This is a genomic window from Streptomyces sp. A01, from assembly GCF_059026195.1.
This window is the reverse complement of the sequence record NZ_JBWLKN010000006.1, coordinates 311,426-328,437: the sequence shown is the minus strand read 5'-3', so window position 1 is coordinate 328,437 and position 17,012 is coordinate 311,426. Positions and strand designations below refer to the sequence as shown.

Annotated in this window: 16 protein-coding genes; 7 read left to right on the top strand and 9 right to left on the bottom strand. The window is 71.6% G+C overall.

Annotation, left to right across the window (positions count from 1 at the left end; all coding sequences use genetic code 11):
* Positions 1–9 precede the first annotated feature (9 nt).
* Positions 10–537: a helix-turn-helix domain-containing protein gene (locus AC5P1B_RS10940; protein WP_493886555.1), complete on the bottom strand. Its 528-nt coding sequence runs from the start codon at positions 535–537 to the stop codon at positions 10–12.
* A 470-nt stretch (positions 538–1,007) separates the two neighbouring features.
* Positions 1,008–1,352 (bottom strand): MerR family transcriptional regulator, encoded by a 345-nt coding sequence (locus AC5P1B_RS10935; protein ID WP_493886554.1) that lies wholly within the window; start codon positions 1,350–1,352, stop codon positions 1,008–1,010.
* Between the two features lie 200 nt (positions 1,353–1,552).
* On the opposite strand from AC5P1B_RS10935, the gene AC5P1B_RS10930 reads away from it, so the two are divergent.
* Positions 1,553–2,356, top strand: a complete 804-nt coding sequence (locus tag AC5P1B_RS10930) for an aminotransferase class IV family protein (RefSeq protein WP_493886552.1) — start codon at positions 1,553–1,555, stop codon at positions 2,354–2,356.
* Between the two features lie 199 nt (positions 2,357–2,555).
* Here the strand turns inward: AC5P1B_RS10930 and AC5P1B_RS10925 are convergent, their stop codons facing one another.
* Positions 2,556–3,326 (bottom strand): glucose 1-dehydrogenase, encoded by a 771-nt coding sequence (locus AC5P1B_RS10925; RefSeq protein WP_493886550.1) that lies wholly within the window; start codon positions 3,324–3,326, stop codon positions 2,556–2,558.
* Positions 3,327–3,540: 214 nt separating this feature from the next.
* Positions 3,541–4,692 carry a glycosyltransferase family 4 protein gene (locus tag AC5P1B_RS10920; RefSeq protein ID WP_493886549.1) on the bottom strand — a complete coding sequence of 384 codons (1,152 nt, stop codon included), beginning with the start codon at positions 4,690–4,692 and terminating at the stop codon, positions 3,541–3,543.
* Between the two features lie 386 nt (positions 4,693–5,078).
* Here AC5P1B_RS10920 and AC5P1B_RS10915 point away from each other — a divergent pair, with 386 nt between their 5' ends.
* The 3 genes from AC5P1B_RS10915 to AC5P1B_RS10905 all read left to right on the top strand — a co-directional run bounded on the left by AC5P1B_RS10915 (position 5,079) and on the right by AC5P1B_RS10905 (position 7,661).
* On the top strand, positions 5,079–6,329 hold the full coding sequence (locus tag AC5P1B_RS10915) for a sensor histidine kinase (RefSeq protein ID WP_493886548.1): 1,251 nt from the start codon (positions 5,079–5,081) through the stop codon (positions 6,327–6,329).
* Positions 6,326–6,982 carry a response regulator gene (locus AC5P1B_RS10910; protein ID WP_493886547.1) on the top strand — a complete coding sequence of 219 codons (657 nt, stop codon included), beginning with the start codon at positions 6,326–6,328 and terminating at the stop codon, positions 6,980–6,982. Before AC5P1B_RS10915 ends, AC5P1B_RS10910 begins: the two co-directional genes overlap by 4 nt.
* 229 nt (positions 6,983–7,211) lie before the next feature.
* Positions 7,212–7,661, top strand: a complete 450-nt coding sequence (locus tag AC5P1B_RS10905; protein WP_493886546.1) for a VOC family protein — start codon at positions 7,212–7,214, stop codon at positions 7,659–7,661.
* A gap of 51 nt (positions 7,662–7,712) precedes the next feature.
* Here AC5P1B_RS10905 and AC5P1B_RS10900 read toward each other — a convergent pair whose 3' ends face one another.
* Complete coding sequence (locus AC5P1B_RS10900) at positions 7,713–8,870, bottom strand: methyltransferase domain-containing protein (RefSeq protein WP_493886545.1); 1,158 nt, start codon at positions 8,868–8,870, stop codon at positions 7,713–7,715.
* Positions 8,861–9,361 (bottom strand): MvdC/MvdD family ATP grasp protein, encoded by a 501-nt coding sequence (locus AC5P1B_RS10895; RefSeq protein ID WP_493886544.1) that lies wholly within the window; start codon positions 9,359–9,361, stop codon positions 8,861–8,863. Before AC5P1B_RS10895 ends, AC5P1B_RS10900 begins: the two co-directional genes overlap by 10 nt.
* 295 nt (positions 9,362–9,656) lie before the next feature.
* Between AC5P1B_RS10895 and AC5P1B_RS10890 the strand changes: the two genes are divergently transcribed.
* Positions 9,657–10,163: a carboxymuconolactone decarboxylase family protein gene (locus AC5P1B_RS10890; protein ID WP_493886542.1), complete on the top strand. Its 507-nt coding sequence runs from the start codon at positions 9,657–9,659 to the stop codon at positions 10,161–10,163.
* A gap of 642 nt (positions 10,164–10,805) precedes the next feature.
* Positions 10,806–11,429 carry a histidine phosphatase family protein gene (locus AC5P1B_RS10885; protein WP_493886541.1) on the top strand — a complete coding sequence of 208 codons (624 nt, stop codon included), beginning with the start codon at positions 10,806–10,808 and terminating at the stop codon, positions 11,427–11,429.
* On the opposite strand, the gene AC5P1B_RS10880 is transcribed toward AC5P1B_RS10885, so the two are convergent.
* Positions 11,327–12,802: an MFS transporter gene (locus tag AC5P1B_RS10880; protein WP_493886539.1), complete on the bottom strand. Its 1,476-nt coding sequence runs from the start codon at positions 12,800–12,802 to the stop codon at positions 11,327–11,329. The two genes, AC5P1B_RS10885 and AC5P1B_RS10880, sit on opposite strands and share 103 nt — an antisense overlap.
* A gap of 65 nt (positions 12,803–12,867) precedes the next feature.
* On the opposite strand from AC5P1B_RS10880, the gene AC5P1B_RS10875 reads away from it, so the two are divergent.
* Positions 12,868–13,644, top strand: coding sequence for an ArsR/SmtB family transcription factor (locus AC5P1B_RS10875; protein ID WP_493886537.1), 777 nt, complete (start codon positions 12,868–12,870; stop codon positions 13,642–13,644).
* Between the two features lie 144 nt (positions 13,645–13,788).
* Here AC5P1B_RS10875 and AC5P1B_RS10870 read toward each other — a convergent pair whose 3' ends face one another.
* Together AC5P1B_RS10870 and AC5P1B_RS10865 are read right to left on the bottom strand one after the other, a co-directional pair.
* Positions 13,789–14,334 (bottom strand): GNAT family N-acetyltransferase, encoded by a 546-nt coding sequence (locus tag AC5P1B_RS10870; protein WP_493886534.1) that lies wholly within the window; start codon positions 14,332–14,334, stop codon positions 13,789–13,791.
* A gap of 285 nt (positions 14,335–14,619) precedes the next feature.
* The gene (locus AC5P1B_RS10865) at positions 14,620–16,755 is read right to left on the bottom strand and encodes a TIGR03086 family metal-binding protein (protein ID WP_493886532.1); all 2,136 of its coding nucleotides are present in this window, start codon (positions 16,753–16,755) and stop codon (positions 14,620–14,622) included.
* Positions 16,756–17,012 lie beyond the last annotated feature (257 nt).

Below are 17,012 nucleotides of genomic sequence, written 5' to 3'. Positions count from 1 at the left end.
CCGGATCGGTCAGGGCGTGCGCTGATGTGTGGTCTGCGGGCCGTCGGTGCCGTCGGCGTCATCCGTGGCGCCGGGGGCGTTCTGGCCGGCTATGCCATGCGGGGCGGCATCGGCCACTGGGGTGCCGGAAGTGCCGGAGTCCGCGGTGCCGCCGGTGCCGGTGTCACCGGCACCGACCGGTTGATCCGCGCCGAGCCCGTTCTCCTTGCGGAAGGACTCGTAGATCTGCAGCAGCACCTGCTTCTGCCGCTCGTTGATCGTCGGATCGGTCAGGATCGCACTGCTGACCTCGACCTCGACCCGGTCTCGCTCGTCGAGGATGCCTGCCTGGACGTACAGCGTCTCGGCGGAGATCCGCAGCGCCTTGGCCAGCTGCTGCAAGATGTCCGCGCTCGGCTTCCGCAGGCCGCGCTCGATCTGGCTGAGATACGGATTGGACACCCCGGCGGCGTCGGCGAGCTGCCGCAGCGAGAGCTGGGCGGTACGCCGCTGCTCCCGCAGGAACTCGCCGAGGTTGCCGACGTTCAGTGATGCCATGCCTTCGATGCTGCCTCACGCCTGCTAACTATTGCAAGCGAGCGCTTGCAATAGTGGCGCGTCGCACACTGTGACGGAGAGTGGCTGAATGTGATGATGTCGCGTCTCTGCGAAGGTGTGGCGGTCTCGGTCCTTGTGCGGCAGTCTCGGTTCCCTGTGGGGCATCCGTTCGCACGCCTCGCTCAGTCTCGGGCGCCTGGTGTGGTGATGTCTCGGCCGATCTGAGATACCGGCCTCCTCCGGCGAGGCCGCTGCTCGTGCGTTCCCGTCGATCCCGGGTCCGGCCTTGAGGCGCGGGGCTTCGGTCATGGACCATGACCGAAGCGACCTGCCTGCACGCCACTCGGACGGCCTACGACACCGTTGCCGTCGACTACGAGAGACTCGCCCGCGACGAGCTGAACGCCAAACCGCTGGACCGCGCCATGCTCGCCGCGAGGCAGGTGCCATCCGGTCACGCGGGTGACGGCTCAGGACGGCTCCAGGTAGCCGGCGAGAGCGCTGCGGCTGCGCTGGAGGTCGTCGATACGGTCGTCCGTGGCAGCCAACTCCCGGTCGAGGATGGCCCGGACATCCACGCACATGTCCATCTCGGGCAACTCGCCCCGGGCGCACGGCAGCAGCGAACGGATCACCTCTGTGGTCAGGCCCGCGTCGAGCAGGGCACGAACCTGCCGTACGGTGACCACCGAGTCCTCGGCGTAGTGGCGGTAACCGTTCTGGCTGCGCGTGGCGTCCAGCAATCCCTGCGCCTCGTAGTACCGCAGCAGTCGCGAACTGACTCCGGTCCGCTGGGACAACTCCCCGATCAGCATGTGCCCTGCCCCCTCCGAGGTCGGCCGTCTTCTTGGCCTTCCTCTTGACCTTCCTATTGGTGTCAAGCCTTAACGTCACCCTGTGAGCGGGCATTCCGCGCACGTCGTCCGCGGTAGGGGCGTCGGCTCCCTGTCCGTGGCCGAGGCCGTGCCGCGTCCCTTGTTTCCGCCCAGTCGACCCCGTACCTCTGGAGTAACGCATGACCTCTTCTGTTGTTCAACGTAACGGCCGGGCGGCGACCACCGAGGACCTGGGGCCGCTTGCCTTCTCGGGCTACGCCCACTTCACCGCCATACAGGTACGCGGCGGCCAGGTCCGGGGCCTCGACCTCCATCTGGAGCGGTTGCGGCGCGCCTCGCTGGAGTTGTTCGGTCAGGCGTGGTCCGACGACCGGGTGCGGGCTTCCCTGCGGGCGGCCCTGGAGGCCGGTCCGGCGGACCTCTCGCTGATGGCCACGGTGTATTCGCCCGCGGGGGAGTTCACCGTGGCGGGGCCCGATGTGGAGCCCGAGATGCTGGTCCGTACGGGACTGGCCTCGTCCGGCCCGCAGGGCCCGCTGACGCTGGCGGCGGTCGAGTACGAACGGGTCCTCCCGGGCGTGAAGCATGTCGGCGAGGTGGCCAAGACGTACTACCTCCGGCAGGCCGTCGCGCGAGGCTTCGACGACGCCGCCTTCGTCGACCGCCAAGGGCGGCTCAGCGAGGCGTCGATCTGGAACCTGGCCTTCTGGGACGGCACCGCGGTGGTGTGGCCCGTGGCCGAGATGCTGGCCGGGACGACCATGGGCATCCTCCGCCGGCAGCTGGACCGCCTCGGGGTCCCGCAGCGCGACCAGGAGATCACGCTCGCCGATCTGCCCGCGATGGCCGGGGCCGTGGTCATGAACTCATGGACGCCGGGCATCGCGGTACACCGGATCGACTCCGTGCCCTTGCCCGAGGCGCCGACCTTCGTGGAGTTGCTCCACCGGGCCTACGAGGCCGAACCGCTCACCTCCCTGTGAGACCCGGCCCGGCCGGCACCCCGCGCTGAGCACCGAAGGGCCCCTTCGCTGGAAGGGGCCCTTCTGCCGGGTCTGCCGGGAGAAGGGCGGACACGCGGGTCGTGACAGGCGGACGGTGGGGCCCTGCAAGGGCCGCCGCCCCGCGAGGGCGGTCGGAGCCGCCGCGCTCCCGCGTCCGCACGCCGTCCCGGAGCCATGGCTACCCCGTCGCCCCGGGGATGGCGGCGACCAGGCCGCCGTCGACGATCAGGTCCTGTCCGTTGACGTAGGACGCTTCTCCGGAGGCGAGGTAGGCGACCGCGTCGGCGACGTCCTCGGCGGTACCGAGACGACCGGCGACGACCTGGGCGACGACGGCGGCTCGCGCGTCGGCGGAGACGGCGTCGTGGAACATCGGGGTCTCGATGTAGCCGGGGCTCACGGAGTTGACCCGTATCCCCCTGGGCGCCAGTTCTGCCGCGAGGGTGTGCGTCAGGTTGTGCACCGCTGCCTTGGTCGCCGAGTAGAGGGAGGCGGCGGGCAGGCCGCGGTGCAGCGTCCACGACGCGTTGATCACGATCGCCGCATGGTCGGACAGCAGCGGGGTGGTCTTCTGGCGGGTGAAGAACACTCCCTTGAAGTTGATGTCCACGACGCGGTCGAACTCGGCCTCGGTGATGTCACCGTACGGCTGGAACGAGGCGACGCCCGCGTTGGCGAAGACCACATCCAGCCGCCCGAACCGCTCCCGGATCGCGGCCGTCAGCGCGTCGAGATCGGCGAGACTCGCCGCGTCGCTGCGGACAGCGAGGACGCGGTCCCCGCTGTCCAGGTCTTCGGCCGCGGCGTCCAGCCGGTTCTTGTCGCGCCCGGTGATGACCACCCGCGCGCCCTCGGCAAGCAGCCTGCGCGCGGTGGCCAGCCCCATGCCGCTTGTGCCGCCGGTGATGAGTGCGACCTTGTCCTTGAATCGAGAAGTGCTGTGCGTCATGGAGCCAGCGTGCCGACCGGAGCATGCCGCGAACAGCGCGTACTTATGGTGGGTGTGGCACCACCATGTTCGGCGGGTGATCGGGCTGCCGGGACGGCGACCGGATGCGCGGCAGTCGTTCGGGCCGATCCCCGGCTGCGGGCCGGGACGCGGGTTGTCGGGTTATCGGCCGGTTGCTGGGTTGTAGAGCCTCGGATGCCCGCCCGGCCGGTCTTCACCGCTCTCCGGGAATCCCCGCCGGGACGTGCTCGGGTGACAGGAGTCGTGCCAAGTGGCGGGCCGAGTTGTCCCAGGACCATGCCTGCTTGACCCACTCGCGGCCCGCGGCGCCCATGGCCGCTCGGTGGGGGTCGAGCAGCATCCGCGTCAGGGCGCGGGCGATGGCGGCCGGGTCCGTGCCGTCCACCACCCGGCCGGTGCGGCATTCGCGTACGGCGTCGGGTGCGCCGCCGGAATCGCCGACGATGACCGGCAGACCGCTCGCGGCGGCCTCCAGGAAGACGATGCCGAGTCCCTCGGCCTCCAGGCCGCCCTTGCGCGTGCGGCACGGCATGGCGAAGACGTCGGCGGCGGCGTAGTACGGCGGGGTGTCCGCGTGCGAGACGCCGCCGACGAAGTGGACCGCCCCGCTGGCGTGGCGCCGTGCCAGCCTGCGCAGCCGGGCCTCGTCCGGTCCCTGGCCGACGATGAGCAAGACCGCGTCCGGGACGGTGTCGCGTACCAGTGGCAGGGCCCGGATCAGCATGTCCTGGCCCTTGCGCGGCACCAGCCGGGCGACGCACAGGATCACCCGCTTGCCGTGCAGCTCCAGGACGGTGCGCACATCGCGGGACGCGTTGCTCTGCGGCCGGTACACCTCGGTGTCCACGCCCGGCACGAGGCGGCTCATCCGCGCCCGGGGTCCGAGGGCGGGCTCGATGCGGGAGCGGGTGTACGGGCCGAGGTAGGTGACGACGTCGACGCTTTCGCCGATCCGCCGCATGAGGTGGCGCGTGCCGGGTGCCCTCGCCCACCAGATCTCGTGGCCGTGGGTGGTCGCCACGACGCGCCGTACGCCGCCGCGCCGCAGGGCCGGTGCCATCAGGGCGAGCGGCGCGGCCGCGCCGAACCAGACACGGTCGCAGCCGTACGCCGTGGCGAGCGAGGCGGCTCTCGCGGTGACCCGGCGCGTGGGCAGCAGCACGCGGCTGGTGTCCCTGATGACGGGGAAGGGGAGCGTCGCGTCGAAGGTGGTGCCGCCCGGCTCGTACGAGGTGTAGACGACGACGTCGTCGTCCGGCATGCGGGTGGCCATGGCGTGCACGAAGGTCTCGATCCCGCCCTGCCGGGGCGGGAAGTCATTGGTGATGACGAGGGTGGAGCCCATGGGTGTCGGTTCCTTCGCTTTCCGTCGGTTCTCGCAGTTCCGATGCGTCATCAACGCGGAAGACGGCACCCGTTCCGGACGCGCGATCAGCTCCGGAGGCGGCACGTTTTCCGGAGGCCGTTGCCAGTGCCGGATGTGCCATCGGATCGATCCCGGTGCGCCGCCGCTGGACCTCGCGGTCACACGTCGCGGCGGTCCACGACGATCAGGGCGAGGAGCGCGGCGATGAGGGGCAGTTCGCTCACTTCGGTCACCCGGCTTACGGTGCCGGGGCGCCCCCCGGCCCGTCATCGGTCCAGTGCGGACATCGGCGGGGCGCGCTGCCGACCCCGGGTGTACGACCGTGGTCTGATGCCCGGCCGGGATCGCGTGGCTACGATCGGCGCATGTCCGCCCTCCCGCCTCATCCGCCGCTGCTCAAGCGCATACCGCCGGGCGCCTGGACGGCGCTGACCTGGTGTGCGGGTGCGGCGTTCACATTTCTCATGCGCGTCAGGCTTCCCGGCGAGGTGGAGCCCGCCGTGTCCCCCGGGGTCCTCCTCTACCGGTGGGACGGCCTGGTGTCCCTGACCCTGGCCACCGCCCTGGTGCTGGCGGGCAGCGCCCTGCTGGGCCGTCGGCCGCTGGCGGCCCTCGCCCTGATGCTCGGCGGTTCCGTCATCGCCTCGACAGCGCTGAGCGTGGGGGAGATCCCGCTGCTCCAGTTCCTGGCGGTCGATGTCGCCCTGTGCTTCATCGCGGCCTCCCGGCCGCTCCGTACGGGGATCACCGCGACCGCCATGGCGGTCGGCGTGCTGGTCGCTTACGTGGCGACGCGGGTGCTGTGCGGGTGGGTGGTCGGCACGTCGACGGAGCTGACCGTGGCGCTGACGGCCGTCGTCGCCTGGCTCATCGGCAACTCGGCACGCCAGTCCCGCGACCACGCCGAGAAGCTGGGCGCCCAGGCCGCCGCGCAGGCTGTCACCGCCGAACGGCTGCGGATAGCCCGTGAGTTGCACGACATGGTCGCGCACAGCATCGGCATCATCGCCCTCCAGGCCGGTGCGGCGACCCGGGTCATCGAAACCCAGCCCGCCCGGGCCCGCACCGCTCTGAGCGCGGTCGAAACCACCAGCAGGGAAACGCTGTCGGGGCTGCGCCGCATGCTCGGCGCCCTCCGCCAGGCTGAGCCGGGCCAGGCGCACGAGGCGGCGCCCCGCCACCCGGCGCCGGGCCTGGCGGACCTCGACCGCCTCGCTGAGACGACGACCGCCGCCGGTGTCCGCGTCGACGTGCGCTGGCGGGGCGAACGGCGCCCGCTGCCGCCGGACATCGACCTGTCGGCGTTCCGCATCATCCAGGAGTCGGTGACCAACGTGGTACGCCACGCGGGCACCCGCTCCTGCCAGGTGTCCATCGACTGCCGGGACAACCACCACCTGTCCATCGAGGTGGTGGACAGCGGACGCGACCGGGGCGCCTCCCCCTGGGGCGTGGCCCCGTCCGAACACGGAAGGGCCGAGGCGGGCAGCGGCTACGGACTGGCTGGGATGCGCGAGCGGGTGACCCTGCTGCACGGCGACTTCTCCGCGCAGCCCCGCCCCGAGGGCGGCTTCCGTGTGGCGGCCCGGCTGCCCGTACCGGCGGGGGCGTCATGACCGTACGCGTGGTGCTCGCTGACGACCAGCCGCTGGTGCGCGCCGCCATGCAGATGGTCATCACCGACGCCCCCGACCTCGACGTCGTGGGGGAGGCCGGGACCGGCGCCGAGGCGGTCCGGCTGGCGGAGACCGTGCGGCCCGACGTCGTGGTGATGGACATCCGCATGCCCGGCATGGACGGGATCGAGGCGACCCGGCTCATCGCAGCGGGCCCGAGCGCCGCGCACGTCCTCGTCCTGACCACGTTCGATGACGACGACTACGTGTACGGCGCGCTGCGCGCCGGTGCGGCGGGATTCCTCGTCAAGGACATGGGCCTGGACGACATTCTCAGCGCCGTCCGCGTCGTCGCCGCCGGAGACGCGCTGATCGCCCCCAGCGTGACACGCCGCCTGATCACCGAGTTCGCGGACCGCCCCGACCCCGCCCCCAGCCGCCCGGTGATCAGCGGAATCACCGAGCGGGAACGCGAGGCGCTCACCCTCGTCGGCCGCGGCCTGTCCAACACCGAGATCGCCGCCGAGCTGTGCATCAGCGTGGCCACCGTCAAGACGTACGTGACCCGGCTGCTGGCCAAGCTCGACGCCCGCGACCGGGTCCAACTCGTCATCATCGCTTACGAGGCGGGCTTGGTGGCCGTTCCCCGGTGAGCGGCAGGTAACACGGTCCCCGGGCGGAATATATCTGTCGCTCATCGACCGTGCCGCACGTACAGTCCCGGCAGGAAACGCGCTACGGGCGGCGGCACGCGCTACGGGGCGAATCGCACTGCGGGGTCGGGACGCGCTACGGGGCGGAACGCACTACGGGCGTGGAAAACGGCGTAGGGCGAGCTGTTCGGCCTGCTTCCGACGCGCGAGAAGAACACGAGGAGACCGAGTGCCGTCCATCGTCCGCCACATCACCTTCGACTGCGCCGCACCCCACGAGCCGTACGAGCTGGCCGAGTTCTGGGGTCGCGTGCTGGGCCACCCGGTCGACGCACAGGACGAACCGGGCGACGACGAGGTGGCCCTCGACGTGCCCGACGGCCAGCCGACTCTCCTGTTCGTTCGGGTAACCGAGAAGAAGTCGCTGAAGAACCGGGTGCACCTCGACCTGGAACCGGACCAGCCACGGGACCAGGAAGTGGAGCGGGTGCTGGCGCTGGGCGGGACCATCGTGGACGACCGCCGCAAGCCGAACGGCAGGGGCTGGGTCGTCTTCGCGGACCCGGCGGGCAACGAGTTCTGCGTCGAGGGCAGCGCGGCCGAACGCGCGGTGGCCGAGCGCGAGTACTGGGCGAAGCGGGCGGCGGAGGCGGCAGAGGCGGCTGTGGCCGCCGAGTAAGGCGATTCGGCTGGGTGGTGGCCGGAGGGGGCGGCCTTCGGATGGTGTCAGTCAGACAGCGAAGGTCCACGAGCCATCCGGTGAGAGCAGCCAACTGCCCTCCGGGCTGAGTACCGCCCGCAGCGAGTGCAGAGGGAACCTGTTGTTCTCGTTCCACTTGCGCCGGACCCGCTCCAGCCCGTCCCAGAGTCGGCGGGGGCCGCCCTGGTGAACGAGTGACGTCGTTCCGTCCTCGGCTCGCGCCCAAGACCCGTCTGCGGCGAGCAGCCACACCACGCGGCGGCCGTCGTCCGGGTACGTAGCCGATCGGGTCTCGACTCCGGGCGTGACCAGCTCGTACAGCCACCGCAGCGACCATTCCTGCCACAGATCGGGAATCGGCCCGTTCGGAGGGCGTACGTCCTCGCCTTCGCGGACTCGGGCGAACACGAACACGTCGTTCAGCCTCGGCGGATAGTCGGCTTCCTGACGTGTCTCCATGAACGTGGCGGGGTCAGGCTGGACGTTGCCTCGCGCGATGCCGTCCGTTCCCATGTCCGCCGTGATCAGTAGCGCGGTGTGCGCGATGGTGGTGACCAGCCGACCACCGGGTCGGAGCGCGCGCAGCCAGGATGGAGGGACGGGCCGAACCGAGACCGTCGCCATGATGCGGTCATACCTCAAGCCCGGTAGTTCCCCCGTCGCGTCCATGGCTTCCATACGCGGCGTGCGCCCGAACTCGGCGAGGCGTGTACGGGCCGCATCCACCAGGTACGGGTCCACGTCCACACTCGTGACGTTCTCATCTCCGAACCGTCGACCGAACAACGCTGCGGAATAGCCCGAACCGGTACCTACGTCCAGCACCTTTTGCCCCGGCTCGGCTCCGAGACGGTCCGCCATAGAGACGATGAGTCCCGGCAAGGTGGATGACGATGTGGGATCACCCGATGCCCGTTCGCCCGGTTGCGCCTGGTCGGCGTGCAGAGCACCGACGCGCGTCACCAGCGTTTCGTCGGTGTACGCGGCGTGGAGTCGTTCCGGGGAGCCCTCGGGAAGATCTACCAGCTCCCACTCCTGCTTTGGGCTGTTGGGGATACGACGCCACCAGCGCGGCAAAAGGATGTGGCGGGGAGTGTTGCTCACCGCGTCGTGCCATGCGGGGGCATTGGCAGTCACCTTGTCGGCAAGCGCTTTGGCGGCTTCGATCCATTGGGGCGCTACGGGCATTCGGTCTCTCCTTGCAGAGCGTCGGCCATGGCCTCAACGAGCGGAATACCGGCTTTGACAGCGAGCCAGTGCCATTGGCCGTTGGGGTTCACCTCGAAGAACACCCAACGTCCTTCCGGCGTGACGGCAAAGTCCAACGCGCCGAAGCACAAACCAAGTTCGGCCATGAGCCGACGGACCCCCTTGTGTACGGCCGGGGGCATGGCGATGGGTTCGTATGTGAGTGACTGGTAATCGGTGCGCCAGTCCAGTCGCGCGGCTTCGCTCCCCGCGTGGATAGCGACGGGGAACATGCGACCACCGATGACCGTAAGCCGCACCTCGTACGCCTTGTCCACGCGCTCTTGGAACAGGTGCGCCGTGCCCGTCACTCCGTTGTCCATGTCGCCTGCGGAGACGAGCGCTACAGGAATGAACCGCCGTTTCCCTTCCGGGCCAAGGACACCTCCGCCGAGCCCTTTATAGACCACCTGGTCACCCCCGATGAACATGCGTGCGTGCTCGGGGTCCGACGTGATGACGCAGCGGGGAACGTCCAGCCCGGCCCGCGCGGCAATGGCAAGTTGTCTCGGCTTGTAGTTGGCCGCTGCGTCGTTCGCGGGGTGGTTGATCCAGCGCGCGGTCAGTGAGCCGAGTACGCCGAGTAAGCCGGACCGGGCTTCGGAGACCGCGAGCGCTCGGGCATGGCCAGGTCGTGCCCGCGGTGATGCCAGGCACAGCGGGTCACCCCCGCTGGGCCCACGTGTCCGACCAGGCCAGAAGTGGTCGCATCGCGGTGACGAGGTCGTGGCCGAGGGGGGTGAGCTCCCAGGTGACAGGGGCGGGTGGGGCGCTGGAGGTGGCGATGCCCGCCTCGCGCAGCCCGACCTGGCCTCCCGGATGCGGGTGCTGGGGGCGGGACTGCTGGTGCACGGCCTGCTCAGCGACGCGGACCGGGAACTCGTCATCGCCCGCGTCACGGCGCGCTCCGGGTGCGCGTACGAGTGGGGCGTGCACATCACGGCGTACGGGCCGGTGGCCGGACTCTCGCCGGAACAGGTCGCCCTGACGGCCACGGGAGAGCCGGGCGACCCCGCCTGGAGCCCGCGCCAGGCTGCGCTCCTGCGCGCAGTCGACGAACTCCACGCCGCATCGACGCTCAGCGACGCGGTCTGGAGCGAACTGCGGTCCTTCTTCGGCGAGGACGAGACGCTGGAACTCCTGGTCCTGGCCGGCTGGTACCGCACCATCGCGTACGTCGCCAACGCGACGGCTCTGGAGGGGGAGCCCTGGGCCGCTCCCTTTCCGGCCTGAACGGCCGTCGCCTCCACCCATCGAACACCAAGGTCTGCCGTTGGTTCCACCCGCCCGGAACCTGTCGCTGGTTCTGCCCGCGGTCCAGTCACCCGGCCCCGCGCATGGATCGGCGGATGGATCGGGGGAACAGACCGGAGCAGCCATTCGGTGGCACTGGCGCCTTAGTTGTCAGGCGGCATGGGTGCGGGTTCCGCCGCTTCCTCACGTTCCGGTGTCCAGTACCGCTCCACAGAATCGGGGTCCTGCTGTACCTCGACGTTCGTGGTCTCCGGGCCGGGGGGAGTCCGGCGTCGATGGCGGCGTCTCCGAAGTGACGAATGGCAGCGCGACCGCCCCGACGACGGCAATCAGTGTCCCGGCGATCACGGTGAGCTCGCGAAAGGCGGAACGTCGCATGATGACTGCCTCCTGAGGTGGCGCGGGCAGGGAAACGGACGCCCGTCAGGGACGAGGCCGTCACCAGGGCTCACTCTGCCGGTCTTGCCTGTGCACACATATCTGACCTTCCCGTTCTGGTGGTTGCGCGGGTGACCCCACACTGTGACGTTCTGGGTCAGGGTGGGCTGGAACCAGGCCGCGTTCCCCCGGCGTCCACCTGCCGGCGTACATGATCACCGACGCCGACAGGGGGCTCCCACGATGACCGGAACTGCCGCGCGCTATCTCTATCTCGCCCGGCACGGTGAAGCTTCGCCTGATGAGAGTGAGCTGAGTGACAACGGCCGCCGTCAGGCCGTACTTCTCGGGGAGCGGCTGCGAGGCGTTCCGCTTTCGGTCGTCCACCATGGGCCGTTGCCCCGAGTGGCGCAGACGGCCCGGCTGGTCGGCGACCAGCTTGACGGTGTTCCCCTGCACGTGGCCGAGGCCGCTGGGGACTACGTCCCGTACGTTCCGTCCCCGGAGGAACTGCCGCCCGACGCTGCCGACCGCATGCTGGGCCACCTCGCCCAGTTCCCCGTGGCGGAGCGGGCGGCGGGCCCGGCGCTGGCCCGTGAGGCGGTGGCGCGGTTCACGGGTCCGGTGGTGGGGGACGAGCCCCGCCATGAGCTGGTGGTCACCCACAACTTCCTCATCGGCTGGCTTGTCCGGGCCGCGCACGGCGCGCCTGAGTGGCGTTGGATGGGGATCAACCAGGCCAACGCGGCGCTGACCGTCATCCGTTACGCGCCCGGTCGCCCCTCGGCCGTGTTGTTCTTCAACGACATGGGCCACCTGCCCGCGGAGCTGCGCTGGACCGGCTTCCCGCCCGAGTTCCGCGTCTGAGGGCGGGCCCGCCGTGCCAGGCGCAGTGCGAACACCGCGCCCGCGGCGAAGCACGCCGCTGCCGCGGACGCCGCCAGGTGCAGGCCCGTGACCAGGCCGTAGGCGGCGGCGAAGGAGCCGAAGAGGGCGACGCCGATGGCGCTGCCCAGTTGGCGGGCGACGTTGAAGACGGCGGTGGCGACCCCGGCCTGGTCGGCGGGTGCCGCGTCGACGATGGCTGAGGTGGCGGCGAGCGCCGTGAGGGTCTGGCCGAGGCCGGTGGTGGTGAGTGCGAAGAGCAGGACCGGGTAGGTGGTGTCGGGCCCGGCGAGCAGCCAGCCCAGGAAGCCCGCCGCGCCGAGCAGCAGCCCGCCCGCCATGGCCGGATACGGGTCGACGCGGCCGAGTACGGGGGCGGCGACCAGGCCCATGGCCACCGACGGCAGCAGGGCGAGGCCGGTGGCGACCGGTCCGTAGTCCAGGCTCTGCTGGAAGTAGAGGGTCAGGAGAAAGAGCAGGCCGTAGTAGCCGAGGCTGATCAGGAGGCCGATGAGGGCGGTCGTGGAGAAGCGGGCGTCGCGCAGCAGGGAGAGGCGCAGCAGTGGGGCCCGTACGCCTTGGCGCTCGCACTGGGCTTGCCGCGCTCCGAAGCCCGCCAGCGCCAGGCCCGCGAGAGTGAGGGCGGCGAGCACCGGGGAGGAGAACCAGCCCTCGGTGCCCGCCTCGTTGAGGGCGGTCGCGAGCGTGAGGAGCCCGGTCATCGCGAGTAGCTGGCCGAACCAGTCGGCGCGGGTGGTGCGGACGGCGCCGCCGCCCGGGAGGTGGCGGAAGGTGAGCCACACGGCGACGAGGCCGAAGGGCACGTTCAGCCAGAAGACCGAACGCCAGCCGAGCCCCGCGACCACCAGCCCGCCCACGACCGGCCCGCCTCCGAAGCCCAGTACGGCGATCAGCCCCCAGCGGGTGACGGCACGCGCGCGGTCCCGCCCCTCGGTGTACACGGCCCGCAGCAGCGCCAGGGACGCCGGGACGAGCAGCGCGGCGCACGCGCCCTGCCCCAGACGCCCGGCGATCAGCACGCCCGCATCCGGGGCGAGCGCGCACAGCGCGGACGCCACTACGAAGCCGCCGAGTCCGGTGACGAAGATCCGCCGGTGCCCGTACCGGTCGGAGAGCGACCCGCCGAGCAGCAGCAGCCCCGCGAAGACCGTGCTGTAACCGTCCACGATCCACTGGAGTGCGGCGGGCCCGGCGTCCTGCGCGTCGCGGATCGCCGGGAGCGCGACGCCGACGGCCGTGACGTCGAGCATGACGAGGAAGTAGCCGAGGCCGAGCGCCACGAGGGGCGCGGGCGCGGGAGAAGTCCGCGCTCTGGCGATATCTGCGCTGGTCATACGGGCAAGTCTTGGGCGGATACAGTTCGCTGGCGGACGAAGTGTGCTCGTCGTACAGTCGTCGCATGGCAGAGATCCGCGACCCCGAGTTCCGCCGCCAACCGGACATCGCGCGGGCCGCCGCGCTCATCGCCGACGCCTCCCGTGCCGCGATCCTCAAGGCGCTCAGTGGCGGCCGCGCCATCCCGGCCGGGATGCTCGGCGCGGAGGCCGGGATCGCGGCGGCCACGTGCAGCGCGCACCTCGCCAAGCTGGTCGACGCCGGACTGGTCAGCGCGGAACGGCACGGCAGACACCGGTACTTCCGCCTCGCCGGGCCCGAGGTCAGCGCCGCGCTCGAAGCCCTCGCCGTCATCGCGCCGCCGCAGCCGGTCACCTCGCTGCGCGACAGCAGCCGCACCAACGCCCTGTACCGGGCCCGCACCTGCTACGACCATGTCGCCGGGCACCTGGGCGTAGCGCTGATGGGCGCGCTTCTCGACGACGGCTGTCTCTCCGGCCACGACGGAGTGCACCGCCCCGCCGCCGCTCGCCGGGACCGCCCCGCCGCGTACGGAAGAGACCGGGCCTACCAGCTGACCAGCACCGGTCGCGCCCGGCTGACCGCCTTCGGCCTCGACCTGGAGGCCCTGCCGCCGCGCCGACCAGCCGTTCTTTACTGCGTGGACTGGTCGGAGAAGCGCCGCCACCACCTCGCAGGCGGCGTTGGCGCGCTGCTCGCCGGCCAGCTGTTCGCCAGCGGCTGGCTGCGGCACGGCGTGAGCCCCCGCGTCGTCCACGTCACGGAGACCGGCGCGCGTGGTCTCGCCGCCGAGTTCGGCGTACGGCTGGAGGCCTTCTGACGGATCGGGCGGCGGCGGTGTGTGACCCGAGCGTGCCGGTCGCGCGGGGCGGGGGAGGGGAGGGGAGGGGGAGAGTGGCCGTTCGCGGCACGGGGTGCGTGAGCGGGGTGCGTGAGTGGGCGGCGTTTGCCCGGGCCCGGAGTGCTAGTGCTCCAGGACGAGGAGCACCTGCGCGCCGACTGTCTCGTTCTCGGCCGTGGTGGTCTGCGACGCGGGCCGCGGTGTCGGCGTCGTCACCGGCTGGGGATGGGGGTCGGCGGGCTGGGGTTCCACGCGGTGGAAGCCGCACTTCTCCAGCAGCCGGATCGAGGCGGTGTTGGTCGCGTACGGGTCGGCGTACAGCGGGCGGGCCGGGTGGCGCTCCAGGAACAGGTTCAGCGCCCGGGTCCCGATGCCCCGGCCCCAAAAAGCACGGCCGAACCAGTAGCCGATGAGGTGGCGGCCCGAGTCCTCCCAGCTCACGATGGAGCCCGCCGGCTCGCCGTCCACGACGACCGTCTGCACGAACACGGTCGGGTCGGCCAGGACTCTCGTCCGCCAGTGGGTCATGAACGCCTCCCGCTCCCGGGGAGCGAAGACCGCCCGCTGGGCCGCCTCCGCGTCGTGTTCGTACGCGAAGAACACCTCAAGGTCGTCCTCCGTGACATCCCTGATGCGCACCTCGCTCCGCGCCGATTCGGCCAGGGCCATGTGCGGTCCTCTCTCCTGTTCCCCTGTTCCGGACGCTTGCCGTGCCCGGCTCCTGCGGGCGCTCATCGGACGTGTGCTGGGTATGTCGTGAGCGTGGAGTGAGTCTCGCAGCCGCCTCTGACAACGGGGCTCCGGCGGCCCCGCTCGCTGGGGGGACTGGCCGCCACCGCGGACCGGCACGGACCCGGAAACGGCCGCGCCCGCCCGCGCCGGTCTGGCACGGGGCGGGCGGGCACGGCACGACACCGCTCGGCGGGCCGGTGGCCGGGCCGTGCGGGGCCTGGGTCAGTCGGTCGCTGCCGACTGGTCGGTGACCGGAGGGATGTTGTAGTTGCGGCGGAAGAGGTTCTGCGGGTCGTACTTGGCCTTGAGTTTCCGCAGCCGCTCGTAGTCGCTGGGCTGGTAGGCGGTGCGTACGGGGTCGGCGTGGGCCGGGGTGCCGGTGGCTGTCCCCGGGGTGGCGGCCGCGCCCGCCCCCTCGCTTGATGCTCCGCCAGCCGCCGCCTCGGCGGCGGCGGGCTCCGCCGGGACCGCGATCACGCCGTCCCTGTCCTGCGCGCCCATGAAGTTCAGCGAGCGGCCCATCGCCCATGGAGCCAGGGCGGCGAGCAGCCGCCGGTGTACGGGGCGTACGACGTCGAAGGTCAGCGGACCTCCCAGCGGGGAGACCATGCCCAGCATGAACGCCGCGTCGCGCTGGCCGACCGAGTTGGGGGCTCCGGCGCGGCGGGTGAGCGCGCCGCCCAGGTGGCGGAGTTCCACGATGAACGGCACCGGCGCGCTGGGACCGGCCGCTTCGACGATGGCCTCGACGGTGTCCGCCGTGACTTCCCTGAGCAGGACGTTGTCCCCGGTGTACGGCATGGGGAACGGCGGGTCGTCGCAGATGGTCGCCGAGTCCGTGTACGGCATCTCGCCGACGGCGTCCACCAGCCGCGGCCCGACCGCCCGCAACGGCTCCAGCAGGCGCTCGCCGTCCTCCACCGTGCCCGTGTAGGCGATCCGTACGTGCAGCACATGGCGGCCGCGCAGCGGCTCGGGCACGGCGGGGATGTCGGGCGCGGGGAACACCGCGACGGACGAGGTCAGCTCCTCGGGGAGGCCGTCCGTCCACTGGCGGTAGGCGTGCAGGACGTCAGCGGCCTGGGCCACGTCGAAGTACAGGCCGCCACCGTAGAGCCGCGTCACCGGCACGAGGCCGATCTCCAGGCGGGTGACGACGCCGAAGTTGTCGCGGCCGCCGAGCAGCGCCCACCACAGGTCGGGGTCGCTCTCGGCGGTGACCCGGCGCTGGACCGCGTCGGGGGTGACGACCTCGATGGTCCGGACGTGATCGGCCGCGTAACCGAACTGCCGGGCGAGGAGGCTGATGCCGCCGCCGAGGATGTAGCCGACCGCTCCGACGTGCGGCGCCGAGCCGTTCAGCGGGGCCAGCCCGTGGAGCGCCGCCTCCGGTACGACCTGTCCCCAGCGGACGCCCGCTTCGATCCAGGCGGTGCGCGCCTCGGCGTCGACGCTGACGCCCAGCATCCGGCGCGTGCTGATCAGCACGCCACCCTCGGTGGAGGCCGCGGGGCTGTGCCCGGTGGCCTGCACGGCGACCGGCAGCCCATGGGCGGCGGCGAACGCCACCGCCGCGCTGACATCGGTGGCTTCCACCGCGCCGACGATCACGGTCGGACGCTGCACGATGGCGGTGTTGTAGCCGCCCCGCTCCTCGTCGTAGTCCTTGTCACCCGGGCGGAACACCGGCCCGCTCACCCGGTCGGCCAACGCGTCGATGGCGGCGGCATCCGGTGCCGGAGCGGCGGTCGCCGCGCGCGGCGAGGTCCAGTCGGGCCGACGGCCCAGCCAGGCCGCCAACTCCTCGTAGACGTCGGCGCCTTCGGGGGCGGGCAGCACGGGGCCGAACGGCACCGGGTCGCCACGCCGCTCCGCCGGGAGGAAGCGGTGTGCCACCTCCAGTGTGAACGCGGCCGCCTCCGGGTCGAGCCGCCGCCGGTCGTCCAGGGCGCGCGCGAGATCCCAGGCGTGGGCGACGGTGTCGAGGACCCCCACCGACAGCGAGACCCGGCCTGGCACCTCGCCCCACGGCTCCCGCACGAGGGCGTCGAGCGTCGCGTCATCGGACCAGGCCGCCGTCAGACGGGCCCGGGCCTCCGCGTACGCCTTGGCCCAGCCGTCGTCGGGCACGGCGTCGGCGGCGGTCTCCCATTCGGCGCGCGCGTCAGCCCCGCCCCCAGCGGCAAACCGCCGGGTCGTGGTCAGCACATGAACGAGCAGGCCACGCACATCGAACTCGGCGCACGGGGTCGGGTCCGTGAGCTGATCAGGTCGTACGGTGTCGATCAGGGCGGCCAGCTGCTCCGCCGCGCGCTCGAAGTGGGGGCGCGGGTCGGGCAGCGGGTTCGGCTCGGTCACGAGGGCACTCTCCGTTCGGTGATAACGGCTGATATGGATGTATATGTATAGGCGTTGCGGCGGCTCGACATGTACCGCCCAGGTCCGCCGAGGCTTGCTCAGACCCGCCCCACGGCGCCCGCCCGGTGTCCCCGCCGTGGCGCGGCGGGCGTACGGCGTGCGTCGTGCGGACGTGCGACGACGGCCGTGGCGGTCCCCGGCGGCCACGGTGTCCTTCCCCAACGGGCCGTGACGGGATGGGGGCATCACGTCGTGGT

Coding starts and splice junctions, on each gene's coding strand:
- AC5P1B_RS10940 (WP_493886555.1), bottom strand. CDS start 537: ATGGCATCACTGAACGTCGGCAACCTCGGCGAGTTCCTGCGGGAGCAG.
- AC5P1B_RS10935 (WP_493886554.1), bottom strand. CDS start 1,352: ATGCTGATCGGGGAGTTGTCCCAGCGGACCGGAGTCAGTTCGCGACTG.
- AC5P1B_RS10930 (WP_493886552.1), top strand. CDS start 1,553: ATGACCTCTTCTGTTGTTCAACGTAACGGCCGGGCGGCGACCACCGAG.
- AC5P1B_RS10925 (WP_493886550.1), bottom strand. CDS start 3,326: ATGACGCACAGCACTTCTCGATTCAAGGACAAGGTCGCACTCATCACC.
- AC5P1B_RS10920 (WP_493886549.1), bottom strand. CDS start 4,692: ATGGGCTCCACCCTCGTCATCACCAATGACTTCCCGCCCCGGCAGGGC.
- AC5P1B_RS10915 (WP_493886548.1), top strand. CDS start 5,079: ATGTCCGCCCTCCCGCCTCATCCGCCGCTGCTCAAGCGCATACCGCCG.
- AC5P1B_RS10910 (WP_493886547.1), top strand. CDS start 6,326: ATGACCGTACGCGTGGTGCTCGCTGACGACCAGCCGCTGGTGCGCGCC.
- AC5P1B_RS10900 (WP_493886545.1), bottom strand. CDS start 8,870: ATGCCCGTAGCGCCCCAATGGATCGAAGCCGCCAAAGCGCTTGCCGAC.
- AC5P1B_RS10895 (WP_493886544.1), bottom strand. CDS start 9,361: ATGTTCATCGGGGGTGACCAGGTGGTCTATAAAGGGCTCGGCGGAGGT.
- AC5P1B_RS10885 (WP_493886541.1), top strand. CDS start 10,806: ATGACCGGAACTGCCGCGCGCTATCTCTATCTCGCCCGGCACGGTGAA.
- AC5P1B_RS10880 (WP_493886539.1), bottom strand. CDS start 12,802: ATGACCAGCGCAGATATCGCCAGAGCGCGGACTTCTCCCGCGCCCGCG.
- AC5P1B_RS10875 (WP_493886537.1), top strand. CDS start 12,868: ATGGCAGAGATCCGCGACCCCGAGTTCCGCCGCCAACCGGACATCGCG.
- AC5P1B_RS10870 (WP_493886534.1), bottom strand. CDS start 14,334: ATGGCCCTGGCCGAATCGGCGCGGAGCGAGGTGCGCATCAGGGATGTC.